Raw genomic sequence first — 21,100 nt, forward strand, 5'->3', positions numbered from 1 at the left:
AACGGTTGCCGCCAAACAGTGTCTGGCGCAATCGCGATGCTGGACAAAGCGTTAACCTTATCCCATACCACCTGACGGAATTTCGTAACGGATCGAATCCGTTACGGGCAGATGTTGCGGTGGAGACGGACGATGGCGCTGAAAGATGTGGTGGCGGGAAAGCGGAACGAAGAGGGCATCGCGTCGGCACTCGCGGTGCTGAAACAGCAGCTTGGCGACAGGCTCCAGACCGGACAGGCGTTTCGCGAACAGCACGGCCACACCACCACTTATCTGACGCTACAGGCGCCTGACGGCGTCGTTTTTGCCGAGAGTGCGGACGATGTGAAGGCGGTGGTGAAGGTCTGCGCGCAATACAAGGTGCCGGTCATTCCTTTCGGAACGGGGTCTTCGCTGGAAGGGCAGGTGAATGCGCCGAACGGCGGAATCTGCATCGATTTCAGCCGGATGAATCGCATCATTGAGGTGAATGCCGAAGATCTTGACGTGACGGTGGAGCCGGGCGTGACGCGCGAGGACCTCAATGTCTATCTGCGCGATACCGGCCTGTTCTTCCCCATCGATCCCGGTGCCAATGCCTCCATCGGCGGCATGGCCTCGACGCGGGCTTCAGGCACCAATGCCGTGCGTTACGGCACGATGAAGGACAATGTGCTGGCCGTTACCGCCGTCGTTGCCAATGGCGAGGAAATCCGCACCGCCCGCCGGGCCCGCAAGTCGTCTGCGGGTTACGATCTGACGCGGCTTTTCGTGGGTGCCGAGGGGACGCTGGGCGTCATCACTTCCGTGACGCTGCGCTTGCAGGGCATTCCCGAAAAGATCGCCGGCGGGGTCTGCACTTTCGACAGCATCAAGGCTGCCTGCGATGCCGTCATCATGACGATTCAGATGGGGGTTCCGGTCGCCCGCATCGAATTGCTGGACGAGGTGCAGGTGCGAGCCTGCAACGCCTATTCCGGTCTGAACTATGCGGAGAAGCCGACGCTCTTCGTGGAGTTCCATGGCACCGAAGAAACGGCGGCGCTGCAATCGCAGCAATTTGCCGAGATCGCCGCCGAATGCGGCGGCGTCGATTTCCGCTGGACCAGCGACGCGGCCGAGCGCAACAAGCTGTGGAAGGCGCGGCATGACGCCTACTGGGCTTCCCGCGCGCTTGCGCCCCATCTCGACGGGCTTTCCACCGATGTCTGCGTGCCGATTTCGCGGCTCGCGGATTGCGTGGTGGAAACGCAGCAGGATATCGAGGAAAACGGATTTCTGGCACCGATCGTCGGCCATGCGGGCGACGGGAACTTCCACGTCCTCATCCTCTTCGACGGCAAGGATGCGGAAAGCGTTGCGAAAACCGAAGCCTTCGTCGCCCGCCTCAACCGCCGGGCCATCGCCATGGACGGCACCTGCACCGGTGAACACGGCATCGGCCAGGGCAAGATGAGTTTTCTGGCCGAAGAGGCGGGAAATGCACTGGATCTGATGCGTGCCATCAAAACGTCGCTCGATCCCGATAACATCTTCAATCCGGGCAAGTTGTTCCGTCTTGTCTGATCATTCTCATATTTGATTGGTACAAAAGGCTGCTTGCCGTTAAGGCAGAAAAGAATAGGTTTGCAGCGTTCGCGAAGGGAGATGCAGGTCAGTGCTCGGACGTATTCTGGTTTTTCTGGGCGGACTGCTGGCCGTGGTGCTGTTTTCGGCGCTGCTTATTCCCTATTTCGTCGACTGGACGGATTTCCGCCGCGATTTCGAGGATCAGGCAAGCCGTATTCTGGGCAAGAAGGTGGTGGTGCATGGCCGCGTCGAAGCCCGTCTCCTGCCTTTCCCTTCGGTGACATTGCATGATGTGCGTGCCGGAACGGATGCGGATGGATCGCCGCTCATTCAGGTCGCCCGTTTTTCCATGGATGCCGAGCTTGCACCTTTCCTCTCCGGCGAGGCGCGTATCTTCGACATGCGCATCGAGGAGCCCAAGGCCAAGATACGGTTGCTGAAGGACGGCACGCTGGACTGGATGCGCGGCAGCCGGGCGGAAATTCCCGCCCGCACCGTGGTTCTGGAAAGCGTGCAGATCGAAGGCGGGCAGATCGAATTCATCGATGAGCAATCCGGCCGCAACCGCGTGGTAACCGGTCTTAACGCCGATATGTCCGCCAATTCGCTGGCCGGGCCGTGGAAGGCGGAGGGACGCGCCGCCGTCGACGGGCATCCGGGCTCCTTCTCGCTCTCCAGCAGCGAGCCGGATTATGCCGCCGGTCGCATGGGGCTGAGGGTGCGGCTGGTGCCGGACGAACATCCGGTCGAGGTCGATCTCGATGGCGCGATTGCCGCAACGGCGGGAAAGCCAGCCTATAGCGGTTCTTTCTCCTTCAGTTTCCGCGAAGACGAAAAGCAGAAGCAGCAGGCCGGACAATCGCTGTTTTCCTCGCCGCGCACCCGCGGCAGCTTTGAACTCACCAATGAAAGCGTGCGTATCCCGAGCTACCGCATGGAACTCGGCGGCAGCGAAAATCCCTATGTCGTGACCGGGGAAGCAACGCTCGATACCGGCGCCAAGCCGGAATTCCTGCTGACGGCCGATGGCCAGCAGATCGATGTCGCCCGGTTTGCGCCGCCCGTTGTGCAGGCGGGCAAGACCTCGCGCCAGCCCACCGCCTCGGTTCGCCAGCGTATCGAGGCCTTTGCGGCCATGGTAGCCCGCATTCCGGTGCCGCCGGTGCCGGGCAAGGCGAGCATCAGCCTTCCGGCGCTCGTTTCCGATGACACGACCATTCGCGACATCAGGCTGGATGTGCGCCCGGAAGGCAGCGGCTGGCAGGTGGTGAATGCGGTTGCGACGCTGCCCGGCAGGACGCAGCTGGAAGCCAAGGGATCGTTGACGCTTCTCGGCGGCCCCGCCTTCAACGGCAATCTGCTTCTCGCCTCCAACCAGCCTTCGGGTCTGGCGAACTGGCTTTCCGGTTCCGTCGATCCGGCGATCCGCCAGCTCAATGCCGCCGGTTTTTCCGCCGATGTCTCGCTGACGACGCTCAACCAGCGCTTCGACAATCTGGAGCTTGCAGTCGGCGATGCGTCGCTGAAGGGTGAGCTGGAGCGGCGCTCCGACGGCAAGACCTCCAATCTTTCCATCGATCTTGCCGGTAACGAAATCGATCTCGATGCGCTGAAGGCGCTCGGCAGCCTGGCGCTTGGCGATCAGGTCGGCAGTTCCGTCCTCGACCACCGCATTACCGCAAAATTCAAGGCTGACCGGTTCAACATGGCCGGTGTCACCGCCAATCATGTCGAGACCGCCTTCACCATGGCGGGCGGCGTTCTCTCGCTGGAGAACATGACGGCCGGAGACATAGCCGGTGCGGAAGTCAGGGCAAGGGGTGAGCTGCAGGGTTCGCTGCTTAAATATGCGGGCAAGGGCACGGTGAACCTGCATGCGGCGGATATGCAGCCGTTCTTCACCATGCTGCAGCAGAAATTGCCGAACCATCCATTCCTCAGCCGTCTGGCGGCGAGCGCGCCCTGGTACGCCAATTCCGACCTGGCAATGGATGTTTCCGTCAATAGCGAAAATGGCGGCGCCAATGTCGCCGTTTCCGGCACCGTCAATGGCAGCCGACTGTCGGCCGTGGCCAAGATGCCGGATTTCCTGTCGATCACCGATGATACCGCCATGTCGCTGGAAGCGGTTCTGAAAAACCAGTCGACGGCCATCCTGTTCGGGCAGGCGGGGCTCGATCCGCTGCCCTTCGATGCGGATGGCGAGGGGCTTTTGTCCATCAAGCTCAATGGCACGCTCGGTTCGCCCGCCCAGACGGAACTGCGCTTCTCGACGGAGCGCACGCATTTTTCGATGAACGGTTCCTTTGCCGTTTCATCCGCCAATTTCGGTGAGGGCAGCGCCGACGTGGCGCTCGAAAGCGCCGACATCGAGCCCTATCTCATCATGAACGCCGTCGGTCTGCCGCAGCTCGGCGGCGGCATGGCGTTGAAGGCCAATGCGAAAGTGGCGGTGGATGGGCAAAAGATCGCGCTTTCCTCGATAGGCGGGCAGGCGGGCGGAAATCCGTTCTCGGGCAATCTGACCTTCCAGCGTGCCGCGCCATATCCTGTAAACGGCGATCTCTCTGTCAGAACGGCCGATCTCGCCTGGCTGGGTGATGCGATCTATGGGCCGGTGATCGATCCGGAAACCGGGGCGCTCAACGCCAAGCCGCTGGCCATGGCCGCGTTTCCGCAGCTCAAGGCTTCGCTTGCCTTGAAAGCGGAAAGCTTCGAGGCCGGCCCCTTCGGCACGGTCACGGGTGTTTCGGCCAAAGTCACGCATGATGCGGGCAGCCTCTCGCTCGACGATGTTGCCGGCACCTTCATGGGCGGCAAACTCACGGGACGGCTCGCCATGTCCACGGGCGAGGGGGCGGGCATTTTCCGCACCAAGATCGCGGTGACCGACGCCAATCCGGAGCCGATCCTGTGGGCGAATGCCAATGGGCCGGTCGCGGCGGGCCGGGTCGCCATCGACCTGACGGCCGAATCGACCGGCAAGAGCGTCGGTGAAATGCTGAAATCGGCAGGCGGTTCGGGTGAAATCCGGGTCGGTGGGCTGGTGCTGAAGGGGTTAAATCCCGGTACCCTGCCGCCGATCCTGCAGGCGGCCGATGGCTTGCAGCAGCCGATCGACGCGCCCAAGGTGCGGCCGCTGGTGGACCAGAGCCTGTGGCAGGGTGAAATCGGCCTCGGCGATGTGGCCTTGCCGTTCTCGCTGAATGGCGGCGCGCTTCATTTCAAGAATTTGCGTGCGGGGATCGATCCGGTAACGCTCACGGCCGATGCAACGGTCGATCTTGCGGCTTCGACGGTGAACGGCGACCTCGATCTCCTGTTCAATCCCGGCACCGAAACGGTTGCGGGGGCCGAGCCTTCGGTGCGCCTGAATTATAACGGCCCGCTTGCCGCGCCGGCTTTGACGACCGACGTTTCGGCGCTCAGCAATTACCTGTCGCTCCGGGCTTTCGAAAAGGAGCGTCGCCGGGTGGAGGCCATGCAGGCCAGCGTTCTCGAAAAGCAGCGCCTGCGCCGCGAAGTGGCGCTTTATCGCTCGCAGGCGGCCGAGCGGCAGGCCGAGAAGGAACGGGCGGAGGCGGAAGCCAAGGCCAAGGCCGAAGAAGAGGCGCGTTTGAAGGCTGCGGCCGAAGAACGTCTGCGTCAGGAAAAGGAACAGCAGGAGCGGTTGCAGCAGCAACAGCAACAACAGGAACAGGGGCAACAACCGACGCCCGAGCGGCAATCGGCGCCGGTTCTGGTGGTGCCTCCGACGGAAAACGCGATCCGGCAACTGGCGCCTGAAAACGCTCCCGCCACGCCGTAAGCTTGCGTGGCAGGGAGGCCGATTTCCCTTTAAGTTAGTTGACGGACGGCGTGGGGCTTCCCTCCGTATATCGCGTCATGCTCCGGCTTGTTTTAAAACGTGTTTAGATTTTTGGCTCGGTTCCGAGGACGTCGAACGAAAGTGCGTTCGTCACGGGCGACTTCAAGGGCACCGGACAGCAATGGCTTGCCCTAGCGATAGGGCCAAATCTCGCAAAAGGTTTGCGACCTTCCGCGGCGAGCATTTTGCGCCGCCCATCAACCGCTTTGACGGAAAAATCCCGACGAAACTGTCAAATCCAGGTTTCGCGTTCGCCGAATGGCGTGTCGGCGTCGAAGTTTTTGGTGCCGATCCTGGCGCTTTCACCGGAAAGGCCCGGCTTTTCCACATTCTCGCTCGACGATGCCGATTTTTCGGCGCTGTTTTCGAGAGCCTTGAGCTGAGCTTTGAGGGACGCGATTGCGCTCTTCAGCTCTTCCTGTGCTCTTGCTTCCGTGGTCTGGGCAAGCTCCGACTGCTTTTCGGCAATCTGTGCTTTCAGTTCGGAAACGCTTGAAGACGATGTGGATGAAGAAGACAGCAGGGAAACAGCGGTGCCCGTTCCCGAAACGGCAGAAACCATGGTCGCCTCGTGGCGGATGTGTGGAATGGAAGGATCTGAAACAAAATCTGAAAGCAAGGCTACGCAATACGGGGATGCCTTGGAGCGCAGATTATGCCGCTAATGTTTAATGAATACTTTCACGGCGTTACGAGTTTTCGGCGGAATTTTTCGTAGTGGCTGGATGGGTAAAATCCGGCGGCGACATGCCCGCTTGTGGCCGGAGCGTCTTTGACAGGACAGCTTGCGGAAGGTCAGCGGGTTTTCAGCCAGTTCAGCACATAAACCCGCAGCGACGAGGACAGGTTGCTGTCGGCGGAGCGGTTGTCGTCTATTTCGGCAAGCAGGGCCGCGAAACTGATCTTGCGTCTTTCCGCAATGGTTTTCAGCTCGTCCCAGAAGGCGTCCTCGAGTGAAATGCTGGTGCGGTGGCCGTGCAACGTCGCGGAGTGCTTGCGGATCATCAGATCGGTCTCCGGTGAAACCGGTTGGAGGTCTGAATCATGTCTCCCCGGCAAGTCCCTGTTTTGCGATTCTTTTCCGATAGTCCCGAAATCCGCGACGGTCGGCCGGCCTGTCAGTCTTTGCCGGTCCCGTCATCGTTTTTTTCGAGCCGCCCCTGATCGAGCGCCTTTTCGGCCTTTTCGTTCAGGGCCGAGGTAAGATTTTTTTCGGTCTTGGTGCGGCCGAAGGACAGGCGGTTCTGCTCCGCCTGCTTTTCTTTTTCGCTACGGGCTTTCTGTTTGCGAAACTGACGCAGATTGACGATATCGGCCGCCATGGGGATATGTCTCCTCGGGTTTCGTAAGCTCGGCGTAAAAGCCGTTATTGCTTCTTGCGGAAGGCATCCAGCGAAACGACCGAGCCTTCCTTCTTTTCCTCGCCGGATTTGGGCGTCTCGGAAGCGGCAGCGGGCTTTGCCTCATGGGAAACGGGATAAGCGGTGATCTCCGCGTCTTCGATTTCCTCCTCTTCGGCCAGAGGCACGTCGAATTCGAGCTCGAAATTGACGGAAGGATCGTAGAAACCCCGAATGGCGTTATAAGGGATCACCAGCTTTTCCGGCGTATCCGAGAAGGACAGGCCGATTTCGAAGCCGGTTTCGGTTACCTTCAGGTCCCAGAACTGATGCTGGATAACGATGGTCATCTGCTCGGCATATTTCGCCTTGAGGTGCTGGGAAATCCGCACGCCCGGCGCGCCGGTCAGGAAGGTGATGAAGAAGTGATGGTCGCCGGGCAGACGGCCGGTTGCGGCCACTTCACCCAAAACCTTACGAATAACGCCGCGAAGGGCATCCTGTGCGAGAATGTCGTAACGGATATGATCCTGCCCCATGCGGTCCTGTCTTTCCCTTATTCGAACGTCTTTTCATGCACGGCGCGGCTTGCGCGCCAAGGACGCTGTAACACTTTGAATCTTCGCGTAATCCTTGAGCCGGGATCATTTCCGATCCTGACGCTCACGCGTTGGCCGAGTATACGCAATGTCCTGAACGGCAGCAACGGAAAAGCCGATGCCGATTGCGAGTCAGCTATCATATAACCAATTCAGGCAAAATGGAGAAGGTGGAGGTTTCTGTTGCCAGGTACCTCCGAACCCCGCCTCACGGGGCTAACCGTGAGGACTTTAGAGCGGAATTCCCGCACCGCCATTAGGCAGCGAGAGCATATTCCTTAGCGTTGTTGTCGTTTGCAACTACACTTGTGACCCGATAACGGCGGTATCATGCCGAGCAAAAGTTCGATCTTTACGCCCTTGTCGATCCTATTTCGCCCCCATCAAAAGCCGGCCTTCGTTTCATGAAAGTCCGCCGGTTTTTGGTGGAGGCGCCGGGTACCGCCCCCGGGTCCAATAGGTTTATTACACCGACCGTTTATCGCCATAGCCGGGTTGCCCCGGCAAGGCTCATATAGGCGTTTCGACCGCCTGAGAAAAGGGGGGTGATGACAATTCCATGAAAAGGTTTCGTGATTGCGGCCCGCACTTTAGACAATTCTTGACGACGAGGGATTGCTGTCCCATTGTCCATGCAACCGGTCACCAGAAGCAACACCGGGCCGGGGACACACGAAGGAGTGGACATGACTGACTATCTCGCAGATGTGAAGAAATACGACGCAGCAGCCGACGAAGCCGTGGTCGGCAAGATCGTCAAGCATCTCGGCATTGCCCTGCGCAACCGGGATTCCTCGCTGGTGTCCGCTTCCGATCCGGAAGAGCTTGCACGTGTGAAGGCGAGCTGGTGCGGCAAGAAGCTCGGCGTGACCGACGGTACGGCCGATCAGGCAATCGATGCCGTTGCCAAGGCCATGGCAGCGGACCGCTCCAAATCGCGCGTGACCTTTTATTATCTGGTCGCCAAGGAACTCGGGAAACTGCAATCTCTCTGATTTTTCCTGAAAGGCGGGGATAAGCGTTTCCCCGGTGATTGGTTCTGCCGCCCTGTGCTATTATATTCCCCTGGTATCAGGGAATCGGCGGCAGAACGCATGAAACAATATCTCGACCTTCTCCGGCATGTGATGGAAACCGGCTCCGACCGCGGAGACCGCACCGGCACGGGTACGCGCTCGGTGTTCGGTTACCAGATGCGTTTCGACCTCTCCGAAGGTTTTCCGGTTCTCACCACCAAGAAGCTGCATCTGCGCTCCATCATTCATGAACTGCTGTGGTTCCTGAAGGGCGATACCAATATCGCCTATCTCAAGGAAAACGGCGTTTCCATCTGGGACGAGTGGGCCGACGAGAACGGCGATCTCGGCCCGGTCTATGGTGCGCAGTGGCGCTCGTGGCCCGCACCGGACGGTCGCCATGTCGACCAGATCGCGCTTTTGATCGAGGGCCTGAAAACCAATCCGAACTCCCGCCGTCACATCGTTTCGGCCTGGAACCCGGCGCTGGTGGACGAGATGGCGCTGCCGCCCTGCCATTGCCTGTTCCAGTTCTATGTTTCCGATGGCAAGCTGTCCTGCCAGCTCTATCAGCGCTCGGCGGACATTTTCCTCGGCGTGCCATTCAACATCGCGTCCTATGCGCTGCTGACGCTGATGGTGGCGCAGGTCACCGGCCTGAAGCCGGGCGATTTCGTCCATACGCTCGGCGATGCGCATATCTATGCCAATCATTTCGAGCAGGCGAAGCTGCAGATGACACGCACGCCGAAGGCCCTGCCGACGATGCGCCTCAACCCGGATGTGAAGGACCTTTTCGCCTTTAAGTTCGAAGACTTTACGCTGGAAAACTACGAGGCCGATTCAAGCATCAAGGCGCCGATCGCGGTATGAGCGAGCCGCGCGTCACCATCATCGTTGCGGTGTCCGAAAACGGCGTCATCGGCCGCGACCTCGACATGCCGTGGAAACTCTCCACCGACCTCAAGCGATTCAAGGCGATGACGATGGGCAAGCCGCTCATCATGGGCCGCAAGACATTTTTGTCCGTCGGCGAGCGTCCATTGCCGGGCCGCCCGCATATCATCGTCAGCCGCAATGCCGATTACCGGCCGCAAGGCGTGGATGTCGTCTCCTCGCTGGATGAGGCTTTGAAGCTTGCCAGAAGCAAGGCTGCGGAACTGGGTGTGGATGAGGTCTTCGTGGCCGGTGGCGGTGAGATTTACCGTCAGGCTATGCCCTTCGCCGATCAACTTTCCGTCACCCATGTCGCGGTAAAGCTCGATGGCGACACTTTTTTTCCGGAAATCGATCCTGCCGTTTTTGAGAAAACCGAGGAAATCCCCGCTCCCGCAGGGGAAAAGGACAATTATCCGGTTCTGTTTACCACTTATGTGCGAAGAGCCGCGTCAAAGTGAACTATTTACCCTGATTGGGTATTTAGTTACCACCTCTGCGTTGAAACGGACGCTTCTCCTTCCTATAACGGGTCGATATTCCCGCCGCACGCGAGCAATCGCTTTCGAACGGAACCGGGAGAGGCTTTTATAAAGAGGTATTGATGCCCTGGAGCAATCAGAATGGCGGCGGCGGCCCTTGGGGCGGCGGCGGTGGAGGAAACAACCAGGGCGGCGGTGGCGGCCCATGGGGGCAGGGGCCTAACCGGCCTCGCGGCGGTGGCGGCGGCAATGGCGGCCCGCCCGATCTCGAAGAGATTATCCGGCGCAGCCAGGACCGTTTCAAGAATGTGCTGCCCGGCGGCTTCAACGGCGGCGCGGTTGCCATCGTGGTTCTCGTCGTGCTGGTTTTCCTCGGCATCCAGTCCATCTATACCGTCCAGCCGGACGAGCGCGGCGTGGAGCTGCGTTTCGGACGTCCGAAGGACGAAATCTCGATGCCCGGTCTGCATTTCCATCTGTGGCCGATCGAGACGGTTGAAATCGTCAAGGTTACCGAGCAGCAGCAGAATATCGGTTCGCGCGCCTCGTCGTCTTCGTCGAGCGGCGTGATGTTGACGGGCGACCAGAACATCGTCAACGTGCAGTTCTCGGTGCTCTATACGGTTTCGGATCCGAAATCCTATCTCTTCAACGTCGACAGCCCGGCCGAAACCCTGCAGCAGGTTTCCGAAAGCGCCATGCGCGAAGTCGTCGGCCGTCGTCCGGCACAGGACATCTTCCGCGATAACCGTCAGGCGATTGCGGCGGATGTGCGCACCATCATCCAGTCCACCATGGACGGTTATGGCGCCGGCATTTCCATCAATGCCGTGGCGATCGAAGATGCGGCGCCGCCGCGCGAAGTGGCCGACGCCTTCGACGAAGTGCAGCGCGCCGAACAGGACGAAGACCGCTTCGTTCAGGAAGCCAACCAGTACGCCAACCAGAAGCTCGGCGCCGCTCGCGGTCAGGCCGCGCAGATCCTCGAAGAAGCGAACGCGTACAAGTCGCGCGTCGTCAACGAGGCGCAGGGTGAGGCGCAGCGCTTCGTCTCCATCTATGACCAGTATCGCACCGCGCCGGACGTGACCCGCCAGCGCATGTTCCTGGAAACGATGGAACAGGTTCTGAAGGGCTCCAACAAGATCATCATCGACGAGAAACAGGGCGTGGTGCCTTATCTGCCTCTGAACGAGATCATGCGTAACAATCCGGGCGCAGCACAGCAGGGAGGCAACTGATATGGGTAACCGTCTTTCTGCCATTCTCGTCGGCCTCGCCGTCGTGCTTTTCCTCGGTTATTCGTCGATCTTCGTCGTCAACGAGCGCCAGCAGGCCATTGTCGTCCGCTTCGGTGAAATCCAGGATGTGAAAACCGCGCCGGGCCTCTATTTCAAGCTGCCCTTCGCCTTCATGGATGCCGACCGGGTGCAATATATCGAGAACCGGGCGCTGCGCTTCGATCACGACAATATCCGTGTTCAGGTTTCCGGCGGCAAGTTCTACGAGGTCGATGCCTTCGTGGTCTATCGCATCACGGATGCGCGCCGCTTCCGGCAGACGGTCTCGGGTGACCAGATGTCGGCGGAATCGCGCCTGCGTACCCGTCTCGACGCATCGCTGCGCCGGGTCTACGGTCTGCGCGGCTTCGAATCGGCGCTTTCGGATGCACGTGCGTCGATGATGCAGGAAGTGCGTGACGATCTGCGTCCCGATGCGGAATCGCTCGGCATCAGCATCGTCGATGTCCGCATCCGCCGTACCGACCTGACGCAGGAAGTCTCGCAGCAGACCTTCGAGCGCATGAAGTCGGAACGTCTGGCCGAGGCCGAACTGATCCGCGCCCGCGGTAACGAAGAGGCGCAGCGCCGCCGCGCCATCGCCGACCGTCAGGTCGTCGAGCTGGAATCCGACGCCCGCCGTCAGTCCGAAGTGCTGCGCGGTGAAGGCGATGCGGAGCGCAACAAGGTGTTCGGTGAGGCTTTCCAGCGCGATCCGAACTTCTTCGAGTTCTATCGCTCCATGTCGGCCTATGCCAATGCGCTGAACGGCAACGGCACGACGCTGGTTCTGTCCCCGGACTCGACCTTCTTCCGTTATTTCAACAATATCGACGGTGCGGCTCCTGCCGCTCCGGCTGCCCCTGCGCCAGCGCCGGCGAACTGATAGCGGATAAAATGATTTTGGAGGGGCCGGTTTTACCGGCCCTTTCTTTTTGGTCCGTTTTCGTGCCAATGCTGTGGCTAAGGGCAAGGCGTCCCCCGCCTGTTCACGAAAAGGTATTTTTACACTTCATCATTCCGCCTTATGCTTTGCCGATATATGCAGGGCAAGACTATTTGAAACGCGAGGACGCTTATGGCCGTGACCCTTCTTTCGCCTTTTCGCAGCAGCATCGCCGCAGTCGCGGGCATCGCGCTTGTGGCAGGTAGCCTGACGGCACCGGTTGCTGCGAGAGCGCAGAGCCATGGGCCGGAATCGGTGGCCGATCTTGCCGAGCCGCTTCTCGATGCGGTGGTGAATATTTCCACGTCGCAGAACGTCAAGACCGAGGGCAAGGGCCCGGTTCCGCCGCGTCTGCCGGAGGGCTCGCCCTTCCAGGAATTCTTCAAGGATTATTTCGACAGCCAGAAGCCCGAGGGTGGCGAAAAGGTGAGTTCTCTGGGCTCGGGTTTCGTCATCGATCCGGCCGGCTACGTTGTCACCAACAACCACGTCATCGAGGGCGCTGACGCCATCGAGGTGATTTTCCCGAACGGATCGAAGCTCAAGGCAACGCTGGTCGGCACCGATACCAAGACCGACCTTTCGGTGTTGAAGGTGGAGCCGAAAACGCCGCTGAAGGCCGTCAAGTTCGGCGATTCGCGCAGCATGCGCATCGGCGACTGGGTGATGGCCATCGGCAACCCCTTCGGGCTTGGCGGCTCGCTGACGGTGGGCGTCATTTCCGCGCGCGGGCGTAACATCAATGCCGGTCCCTATGACAATTTCATCCAGACGGATGCGGCCATCAACAAGGGCAATTCCGGCGGTCCGCTCTTCAATATGAAGGGTGAGGTTATCGGCATCAATACGGCGATCATTTCCCCGAGCGGTGGTTCGATCGGCATCGGTTTTGCCGTGCCGACGGAGCTTGCCCAGAATATCGTCCAGCAGCTCATCGAGTTCGGCGAGACGCGTCGCGGCTGGCTCGGCGTTCGTGTCCAGCCCGTCACCGACGATGTGGCGGCAAGCCTCGGCATGGACAGCGCCAAGGGTGCGCTGATCTCCGGCGTCGCCAAGGGCGGACCGGTGGAGAACGGTCCGATCCAGGCCGGCGATGTCGTGCTGAAATTCGACGGCAAGGATATTCATGAAATGCGCGACCTCTTGCGGATCGTGGCGGAAAGCCCGGTCGGCAAGGAGGTCGATGTGGTGATCCTGCGTGACGGCAAGGAGGAGACCGTCAAGGTCAAGCTCGGGCAATTGCAGGATACGACCGACGAAAAGGCCTCGGCCGAAGATCAGCAGAGCGAAGACGGCGATAGCGGTGTGGTTGCACCGGAAGATGATGGCGGCGCCGACGATCAGGCGCAGGACCAGACGCCGGAAGTGCGCGAGGCGCCGCAGAGCGTGCTCGGTATGAACCTCGTGGTGCTGAGCAACGAGTTGCGCACCGAAAAGGGCATTGCCGAAAGCGTCGAAGGCGTGCTGGTGGCGAGCGTCGATCCCGGCTCGCCCGCCGAGCAGAAGGGCATGAAGGCCGGCGATATCATCGTCGAGGTCGGGCAGGACTTCATGGAAGTTCCGGGCGACGTGCTGGTGCGCGTCAACGGCCTGAAATCCGAAGGCCGCAAGAATGCGCATATGATGGTGGCCGATGCGCAGGGCAATCTGCGCGTCGTGGCGCTGCCGCTGGAATAAGGCGCTTTCCGCCCGGTCAGGCAGGAATCGGGTGGTTGTGATCCCGGCCGCTCTCTAATTCTTGGTCTCCATCGAACGGAGGCCAAGGATATGAAATTACTCGAAAACAAGGTTGTCATCATCACCGGCGCGTCATCCGGCATCGGCCGGGCGACGGCGATGCTGTTTGCCGCCGAAGGTGCGGCCGTTGTCATCAATGCGCGCGGCGAAAAGGCCCTGCATGAGGTTGCCGCAGATATTCGTGAGGCCGGCGGCCGCGTTCACACGGTTGCCGGCGATGCCGGTGTTGCCGAAACCCATTCGCGGTTGGCGGATGAGGCCATAAGCGTCTTCGGTGGCCTCGACATCGCCGTCAACAATGCCGGAGCGGTGGGGGCCATGAAACCGCTGGCGGAGATTTTGCCTGCGGAATGGGATCATGCGCTCAACGTCAATCTCACTTCCGCCTTTCTGGGCGCGCGCTACCAGATTCCGCCGATGTTGATGCGGGGTGGCGGTTCCATCGTCTTCACCTCGAGCTTCGTCGGCACCAGCGCCGGCATACCGGGCATGGCGGCTTATGGCGCGGCCAAGGCGGGGTTGATGGGGCTGGTGAAAGGCATCACCGCCGACTATGCGGTCAAAGGCATTCGCGCCAATGCGCTGCTGCCCGGCGGGGTCGATACACCTGCCGCGGGAGACGACGCGCAGAAGGAATGGGCCGCCGGCCTGCACGCGATGAAACGTATCGCTGAGCCGCCGGAAATTGCGCGGGCAGCGCTTTTCCTCGCGAGCCCCATGGCGAGCTTCGTCGCCGGTGCCGCTCTGTTCGCCGATGGCGGCAATGCCGCGGTGAAATGACCTTGGGAACTGGCGGGCAGGTGCCTTATCGCGCCCGCCACTCCTCCAGCGTCAGCGCATAGGTGACGTGCGGCCGCAGATGCGGATGCGTGTCTTCCGGCACGCGCGGATGGTCGAAGTCGCGGGAAGGATCGCGCTTCAGGCCGATGCGCTCCATCACTGCCGTCGAACGGTGGTTGTTGTGGACGGCGAAGGAGACGATTTCCGGCGTTTCCTTTTCATCGAAGGCCATGACGAGCAGCGACTGCGCCGCTTCCGTGACATAGCCGTGCCCCCAGAAGCGGGTGGCGAGCCGCCAGCCGATCTCCATGGTGCCGACCGGGAAGGGCGGATCGAGGTTCATGACGGGGGAGATGCCGCAGAAGCCCATGACCTCGCCGGTTTCGCGCAGTTCCATCGCATAAAAGCCATAGCCGCTGCCGCGGATCATGCCGTTGATGGTTTCCAGCACGGCGTCCGCTTCCGCATGGCTGCGGCGGAAGGGGAAAAACTCCATGACCTTTTCGTCGGCGTTGATTTCGCGGAACAGGTCACGGTCGCTCTCCTTCCACTCGCGTAGAATGAGTCGTGGCGTCTCTCGGATGATCATGGAGTGACAAAATCCGTCTTGCGGTAGCCCTGGATGTAGAGAAGCGCGGTCAGGTCGCCATGGTCGATGCGCATCTGCGCCTCGGCGGCCACGGCCGGCTTGGCGTGCAGGGCAACGCCTGCGCCGGCCAGATGCAGCATGCCCAGATCGTTGGCGCCATCGCCGACCGCCATTGCCTCTTCCGGCGAGATGCCGAGCCTTGCGGCAATATCGTTCAGCGCATCCACCTTGGCCTGTTTGCCGAGGATCGGTTCGGCAACGGTGCCGTCAAGCTCGCCATTGGCTTCGCCGAGCAGATTGGCGCGGTCCTCATCGAAACCCAGCATGGCGGCGACACGGCCGGTGAAGACGGTGAAGCCGCCGGAAACGAGGGCGGTGTAATAGCCCTTGGCCTTCATGGTGGCGATCAGCTCCCTGCCGCCGGGGGTAAGCGTGATGCGCTTTTCGATGACATCGTCGATAACCGAGACAGGCAGGCCCTTCAGCAGCGCCACACGTTCCCGCAGTGCGGGTTCGAAGGCGATCTCGCCATTCATGGCGCGGGCGGTAATAGCGGAAACTTTTTCCTTCAGCCCGACTTCGGCGGCCAGCTCGTCAATGCATTCCTGGCCGATCATGGTCGAATCCATATCGGCGATCAGCAGTTTCTTGCGGCGCTGATCCTGTTCCTGGATGACGATATCGACTGGCTGGCCGGCAAGCGTGGCTGCAATGGCGCTCCGCGCCTGTTCGGTTGCGGTGCCGGAGGGCAGGGCGATATCGCAGGCAATGCCATCGGCCAGCCAATAAAGGCCCGATGCGTTGACGGCCTTTGCGGCCGCCTCGCCGAGGGCCGGTGTCAGAACAGGATTTGACGGATTGGCGATAAGCGTGGCAACGAGAGCCATGATGAAAAACCTTGATGAGAATTTTGATGCGATCCTGATAACCGGCCCGACGGCAAGCGGCAAGTCCGCGCTTGCGCTTCGTCTGGCGCGGGAGCGGGACGGCGTCGTCATCAATGCCGACAGCATGCAGGTTTACGACACGCTGCGGGTGCTGACCGCGCGACCGTCCGACGACGAGATGGAGGGCGTACCGCATCTTCTCTACGGCCATGTGCCGGCGAGCAGCCTCTATTCAACGGGCGAATGGCTGCGGGAGATTTCCGCCCTGCTTGCGGATTTGCGCGGGCAGGGGCGTTTGCCCGTCATCGTCGGCGGTACGGGGCTTTATTTCAAGGCGCTGACGGGTGGGCTTTCCGACATGCCCGCCATTCCCGATGACATCCGCGATGGGCTGCGTGCCCGGCTGATCGGGGAGGGAGCGGCTGCGCTCCATGCCGAACTCACACGGCACGATCCGGCCATGGCGGATATGCTGCAGCCGGGAGACGGCCAGCGTATCGTCCGGGCGCTGGAGGTGCTCAAGGCGACCGGAAAGTCGATCCGGGATTTTCAGCGCGCCAGCGGCCCGGTGATCGTCGATCCCGACCGGGCGCAAAAATTCGTCGTCCTGCCGGAAAGGCCGGTGCTGCATGACCGCATCAACCGGCGTTTCGAGATGATGATGGATAGCGGTGCGGTGGAGGAGGTGCAGGCGCTTCTCGCGCTCAACCTCGCATCCGATGCCACCGCAATGAAGGCGATCGGCGTTGCCCAGATTGCCGATATGCTGGCCGGGCGGATCGGCGAGGCGGAGGTGATCGAAAAATCGGCGGCCGCGACCCGTCAATATGCCAAACGGCAGATGACCTGGTTCCGCAACCAGATGGGGGACGACTGGACACGTATCCAGCCGTGAGAGCGCCCATCAATCTTTCCGGTAGAGACTGCCGAGCGGCTTCTTCAGCAGGCTTTCGCGGAGCGAGGGACGTGCATCGCCGGGTGGCGGGCCATTCTGCGCCTGCATCTGGAAACTCGCCTTGCGCAACTCGTTGACGGCGCCGGAGGCGGCATCGGGTGCCGCCGGATTTGGCGATGCGGAGAGCGTGCGGCCGGGCAGCATGTCCGGGCGGTAGGGCTCGTATCCCTCCGGTGCGGCCGTTCCCAGTTCCCGCTTCCAGCGGTCGATGTCGTCCGTCTCCCGTTGTGCGGCTGCCGGCTCCGGCAGATCGGAAAAGGCTGCTTCGACGCTTTGCTGGAAGCCGGTGATAACAGGCTTGGCCGTGGCGCGCATGCGGGTGACGATGTTGTTCAGATCGACCGTGTCCGGGGTTTCATGGTTCGTATGGCTGATGGTGCCGCTCGCCTTCGGCAATTTGGCCGTGGCCACGCGGTCGAAACGCATGCGCATCGGCACATTGACGGCCTCGCCGAAGGCGATGGCCTCGCCATTGCCGATGGAAGACAGAAAGCTGGTGGTCGAGGTCGATGCGTTCGGTACGGCGGAGAGAATGATCTTCTGGTCGATCTCGTTCGACAGCCGCATGGCGAAAACGGTCGAGCATTGCGACAGGATGGTCTGGTCCAGCTCGCTTGGCCGCTGGCTGATGACGCCGAGCGAAATGCCGTATTTGCGGCCTTCCTTGGCGATCTGGGCAATGGATTGCCGGGTGGGGAAAAAGCCGCGCTCGGGGTCGGCAGGCACATAACGGTGCGCTTCCTCGCAGACGACAAGCATATGCAGCGAGCCGCGCGCCAGCACCGCCAGTTCGAAGGACATGCGGCAGAGGACGGAGACCACCGAATTCACCACTTCGGAGGGGATGCCGGAGAGCTGGAACACCGAAATCGGCTTGCCTTCCCCGGGAATGCGGAAAATATGCGCCACCGTCTCCAGAATGGTGTCGCTGATCGTATTGCTGGAGAACATGAAATTGTAGCGCGTGTCGTTGATGGCCGAGAGGATGCGGCCTTTCAGCGAGCGCAGCGCGGGTTTTTCGCCACGCCCTTCCAGCCGGCCGATACGTTCGTCGATGAGGGCGAGAAGATCGGCCATGCGATAGGGCACCGGCGTATCCGGCGTGATCGCGCTCTTGTCGGAGGTGCGGCGCACGGCGGAACCCTCGGTGCCGCGAAATGCCTTTTTCGCTTCCGGAACGAGGTCGCGAAGGACATCCATTTCTTCAGGTACGGGTTTGCGGCCGCGGAAAATCACTTCCGCAAATTCCTCAAGGCGCATCAGCCAGAAGGGGAGATCCAGCGTATCGGTGTCGATGACGACCGAATGATCGGGAAAGGCGGCCGCGAATTCATTATGCGGATCGAGAATGAGGACACGCAGCTTCGGGTCGGTCTCGATCGCCTTGTTCAGAAGCAGCGAGACGGCGGTGGTCTTGCCTACACCCGTCGAGCCGACGACGGCGAAATGTTTGGCGAGCATCTGGGGAATGCTGATGGTGGCGTTGATCGTGTCGTCCTGCGTCAGCCTGCCGATCGTGCAGGCGTCGCGCTTGCCGCTGTCGTAAATCTTGGCAAGATCGCTGGTGCGGATGCGATGCGCCACCGCACCGAGATAGGGGTAACGGGAAATGCCGGTGGAAAAGCGCTCGCTGCCGTCCTCGGTGCGATAGACTTCGCCCACCAGTTCAACCTCGATCAGCAGCCTGTTCGGCCTGTCCGCCGCCCAGTAGTCCTCGCCGGTTCGCATGGAAAAGACCAGCGCTGCGACACGGCTCGTACCCATTTCGATGGAGATCAGGCGTCCGACGGACCAGAGCTGCGAGACATCGGTGGTGCCGGGTTCCGTTTCGGCGGCGATGGTGGCATGCGCACCGTTACAGGCGATGACGCGGCCCAGCATGCGGTTCGCCGGCTGCTGGCCGGATCGCCGTTCGTTTTCGTCCATGCGGGACGCATTATGAAACGTGTCGTTACTCACATTTTTTCCCGGTACATGCGGATGATCGCGGTGGTTCGGGCAGTATCTGCGTTCTCGATATTAAAAGATTATGCTTAACAACATGTGTATCGGCTGCGTTCGAAAATTTCGCCGAAGCAGCCTTTCGGGTAATAAAAGAAGGCGGCGGCGATTTTTTCCCGCAATATGCGTTGACGGCTGGCGCTTTTGTGGCTAACACTCCGGCCCATGAAAAATCTTAACGTACTTATCGTGGTGGGACGGCGCATGGGCAGGATGGTGTAACCATCCGGCGAAAGCACCCATGCGCTGAACGAGGCTCCTCTAGGGGCCTTTTTTTATGTCTTCAAACAGGCCCTCGGGCTCCTCGATATCCAAAGCCAAAGCGGGATGGAAACAGGCAATGACGGATAAGGACAATACGGAAAACAGCAATCGCATGACAGGTGCGGAGATCGTTCTGCAGGCGCTGAAGGACAATGGCGTCGAGCACATCTTCGGTTATCCTGGCGGTGCCGTGCTTCCGATCTATGACGAGATTTTCCAGCAGGAAGACATCCAGCATATCCTCGTGCGCCACGAGCAGGGCGCTGGCCATGCCGCCGAAGGTTATGCCCGCTCCACCGGCAAGGTCGGCGTCATGCTCGTCACCTCCGGCCCCGGCGCGACCAATGCGGTCACCCCGCTGCAGGATGCGCTGATGGATTCCATTCCGCTCGTCTGCCTGTCCGGTCAGGTTCCCACCACGCTCATCGGTTCCGACGCGTTCCAGGAATGCGATACCGTCGGTATCACGCGCCCCTGCACCAAGCACAACTGGCTGGTCAAGGACGTCAACGAGCTGGCGGGCATCATCCATGAAGCCTTCCGGATCGCGCAGACGGGTCGTCCCGGTCCTGTCGTCGTCGATATTCCGAAGGACATCCAGTTCGCCACCGGCACCTACACGCCGCCCTCCGCCGCCACCCAGCATGAGAGCTACAAGCCGAAGGTTCAGGGCGATCTGAACGCCATTCATGCCGCCATCGACCTGATGTCGAAGGCGAAGAAGCCGGTTTTCTATACCGGCGGCGGCGTCATCAATTCCGGCCCGGAGGCAACCCGGCTGCTGCGCGAACTGGTCGAACTGACCGGCTTCCCGATCACCTCGACGCTGATGGGTCTAGGCGCCTATCCGGCTTCCGGCAAGAACTGGCTCGGCATGCTGGGCATGCACGGTTCCTACGAAGCCAATATGACGATGCATGATTGCGACGTTCTGGTCTGCGTCGGCGCGCGTTTCGACGACCGAATTACCGGCCGCATCAATGCGTTCTCGCCGAATTCCAAGAAGATCCATATCGATATCGACCCGTCCTCGATCAACAAGACGGTTCGCGTCGACGTGCCGATCATCGGCGATGTCAGCCATGTTCTGGAAGATATGGTTCGCCTGTGGCGCGCTCTGCCGAAGAAGGTTGAGAAGGCGCAGACGGCTGACTGGTGGGCGCAGATCGAGCGCTGGCGCGCCCGCAATTCCTTCGCCTACAAGAACTCCAACGATGTCATCATGCCGCAATATGCCTTGCAGCGGCTTTATGAGGCTTCGAAGGGCCGCGACACCTACATTACCACTGAAGTCGGCCAGCATCAGATGTGGGCGGCGCAGTTCTTCGGCTTCGAGGAGCCGAACCACTGGATGACCTCGGGCGGTCTCGGCACCATGGGCTACGGCCTGCCGGCGGCCATCGGCGTTCAGGTCGCGCATCCGGACGCGCTGGTCATCGACATTGCCGGTGACGCCTCGATCCAGATGTGCATTCAGGAAATGTCCTGCGCCATCCAGTACGGTCTGCCGGTGAAAATCTTCATCCTCAACAACCAGTATATGGGCATGGTGCGCCAATGGCAGCAGCTGCTGCATGGCAACCGCCTGTCCAACTCCTATACGGAAGCTATGCCCGATTTCGTCAAGCTGGCGGAAGCCTATGGCGCGGTCGGCATGTATTGCGACGATCCGAAGGAACTGGACGACAAGATTGCAGAAATGATCGCGGTCAAGAAGCCGGTCATTTTCGATTGCCGCGTCGCCAATCTCGCCAATTGCTTCCCGATGATCCCGTCTGGTAAAGCCCATAACGAGATGCTGTTGCCGGATGAGGCGACGGATGAAGCGGTTGCCAACGCCATTGACGCCAAGGGCCGTCAGCTAGTCTGAGC

18 protein-coding genes and 1 other RNA gene are annotated in these 21,100 nt (G+C 60.7%); 11 read left to right on the forward strand and 8 right to left on the reverse strand.

Annotation, left to right across the window (positions count from 1 at the left end; all coding sequences use genetic code 11):
• Positions 1-132 precede the first annotated feature (132 nt).
• Together L901_RS11495 and L901_RS11500 are read left to right on the forward strand one after the other, a co-directional pair.
• Positions 133-1,545, forward strand: coding sequence for an FAD-binding oxidoreductase (locus L901_RS11495; protein WP_059756704.1), 1,413 nt, complete (start codon positions 133-135; stop codon positions 1,543-1,545).
• Positions 1,546-1,636: 91 nt separating this feature from the next.
• Positions 1,637-5,356: an AsmA-like C-terminal region-containing protein gene (locus tag L901_RS11500; protein ID WP_059756707.1), complete on the forward strand. Its 3,720-nt coding sequence runs from the start codon at positions 1,637-1,639 to the stop codon at positions 5,354-5,356.
• Between the two features lie 292 nt (positions 5,357-5,648).
• Here the strand turns inward: L901_RS11500 and L901_RS11505 are convergent, their stop codons facing one another.
• From L901_RS11505 to ssrA, 5 genes are all read right to left on the reverse strand, one after another.
• The gene (locus L901_RS11505) at positions 5,649-5,978 is read right to left on the reverse strand and encodes a hypothetical protein (protein ID WP_059756709.1); all 330 of its coding nucleotides are present in this window, start codon (positions 5,976-5,978) and stop codon (positions 5,649-5,651) included.
• Between the two features lie 233 nt (positions 5,979-6,211).
• Complete coding sequence (locus L901_RS11510; protein ID WP_003522362.1) at positions 6,212-6,421, reverse strand: ribbon-helix-helix domain-containing protein; 210 nt, start codon at positions 6,419-6,421, stop codon at positions 6,212-6,214.
• A gap of 113 nt (positions 6,422-6,534) precedes the next feature.
• Positions 6,535-6,738 (reverse strand): DUF4169 family protein, encoded by a 204-nt coding sequence (locus L901_RS11515; RefSeq protein WP_003522363.1) that lies wholly within the window; start codon positions 6,736-6,738, stop codon positions 6,535-6,537.
• A gap of 44 nt (positions 6,739-6,782) precedes the next feature.
• A complete protein-coding gene (locus tag L901_RS11520; protein ID WP_020812051.1) occupies positions 6,783-7,295 on the reverse strand; it encodes an SspB family protein in 513 nt (170 codons plus the stop codon).
• Positions 7,296-7,524: 229 nt separating this feature from the next.
• Positions 7,525-7,899: a transfer-messenger RNA gene (ssrA, locus tag L901_RS11525) on the reverse strand.
• Between the two features lie 142 nt (positions 7,900-8,041).
• Here ssrA and L901_RS11530 point away from each other — a divergent pair.
• From L901_RS11530 to L901_RS11560, 7 genes are all read left to right on the forward strand, one after another.
• A complete protein-coding gene (locus L901_RS11530; protein WP_003522365.1) occupies positions 8,042-8,350 on the forward strand; it encodes a DUF2853 family protein in 309 nt (102 codons plus the stop codon).
• A gap of 99 nt (positions 8,351-8,449) precedes the next feature.
• Positions 8,450-9,244 (forward strand): thymidylate synthase, encoded by a 795-nt coding sequence (locus L901_RS11535; RefSeq protein WP_059756713.1) that lies wholly within the window; start codon positions 8,450-8,452, stop codon positions 9,242-9,244.
• Positions 9,241-9,768, forward strand: coding sequence for a dihydrofolate reductase (locus L901_RS11540; RefSeq protein ID WP_059756715.1), 528 nt, complete (start codon positions 9,241-9,243; stop codon positions 9,766-9,768). The genes L901_RS11535 and L901_RS11540 overlap by 4 nt, the downstream gene beginning before the upstream one ends.
• A 143-nt stretch (positions 9,769-9,911) precedes the next feature.
• A complete protein-coding gene (gene hflK, locus L901_RS11545) occupies positions 9,912-11,030 on the forward strand; it encodes an FtsH protease activity modulator HflK (protein WP_003522368.1) in 1,119 nt (372 codons plus the stop codon).
• A gap of 1 nt (position 11,031) precedes the next feature.
• A complete protein-coding gene (hflC, locus tag L901_RS11550) occupies positions 11,032-11,955 on the forward strand; it encodes a protease modulator HflC (RefSeq protein WP_020812048.1) in 924 nt (307 codons plus the stop codon).
• A gap of 192 nt (positions 11,956-12,147) precedes the next feature.
• Positions 12,148-13,692: a Do family serine endopeptidase gene (locus L901_RS11555; RefSeq protein ID WP_059756718.1), complete on the forward strand. Its 1,545-nt coding sequence runs from the start codon at positions 12,148-12,150 to the stop codon at positions 13,690-13,692.
• Positions 13,693-13,782: 90 nt separating this feature from the next.
• A complete protein-coding gene (locus tag L901_RS11560) occupies positions 13,783-14,532 on the forward strand; it encodes an SDR family oxidoreductase (protein ID WP_059756719.1) in 750 nt (249 codons plus the stop codon).
• A 25-nt stretch (positions 14,533-14,557) separates the two neighbouring features.
• On the opposite strand, the gene L901_RS11565 is transcribed toward L901_RS11560, so the two are convergent.
• Both L901_RS11565 and serB read right to left on the reverse strand, forming a co-directional pair.
• A complete protein-coding gene (locus tag L901_RS11565) occupies positions 14,558-15,121 on the reverse strand; it encodes a GNAT family N-acetyltransferase (RefSeq protein WP_059756722.1) in 564 nt (187 codons plus the stop codon).
• Complete coding sequence (gene serB, locus L901_RS11570) at positions 15,118-16,008, reverse strand: phosphoserine phosphatase SerB (protein ID WP_059756724.1); 891 nt, start codon at positions 16,006-16,008, stop codon at positions 15,118-15,120. Before serB ends, L901_RS11565 begins: the two co-directional genes overlap by 4 nt.
• Between serB and miaA the strand changes: the two genes are divergently transcribed.
• The gene (miaA, locus tag L901_RS11575) at positions 16,007-16,903 is read left to right on the forward strand and encodes a tRNA (adenosine(37)-N6)-dimethylallyltransferase MiaA (protein WP_059756726.1); all 897 of its coding nucleotides are present in this window, start codon (positions 16,007-16,009) and stop codon (positions 16,901-16,903) included. The two genes, serB and miaA, sit on opposite strands and share 2 nt — an antisense overlap.
• Positions 16,904-16,912: 9 nt before the next feature.
• Here miaA and L901_RS11580 read toward each other — a convergent pair whose 3' ends face one another.
• Positions 16,913-18,922: an ATP-binding protein gene (locus tag L901_RS11580; protein WP_082710597.1), complete on the reverse strand. Its 2,010-nt coding sequence runs from the start codon at positions 18,920-18,922 to the stop codon at positions 16,913-16,915.
• Between the two features lie 382 nt (positions 18,923-19,304).
• Here L901_RS11580 and L901_RS11585 point away from each other — a divergent pair, with 382 nt between their 5' ends.
• Complete coding sequence (locus L901_RS11585; protein ID WP_035239227.1) at positions 19,305-21,098, forward strand: acetolactate synthase 3 large subunit; 1,794 nt, start codon at positions 19,305-19,307, stop codon at positions 21,096-21,098.
• Positions 21,099-21,100: the final 2 nt, after the last annotated feature.

The sequence above is a fragment of the Agrobacterium sp. D14 genome, assembly GCF_001526505.1.
GTDB lineage: Bacteria > Pseudomonadota > Alphaproteobacteria > Rhizobiales > Rhizobiaceae > Agrobacterium > Agrobacterium leguminum.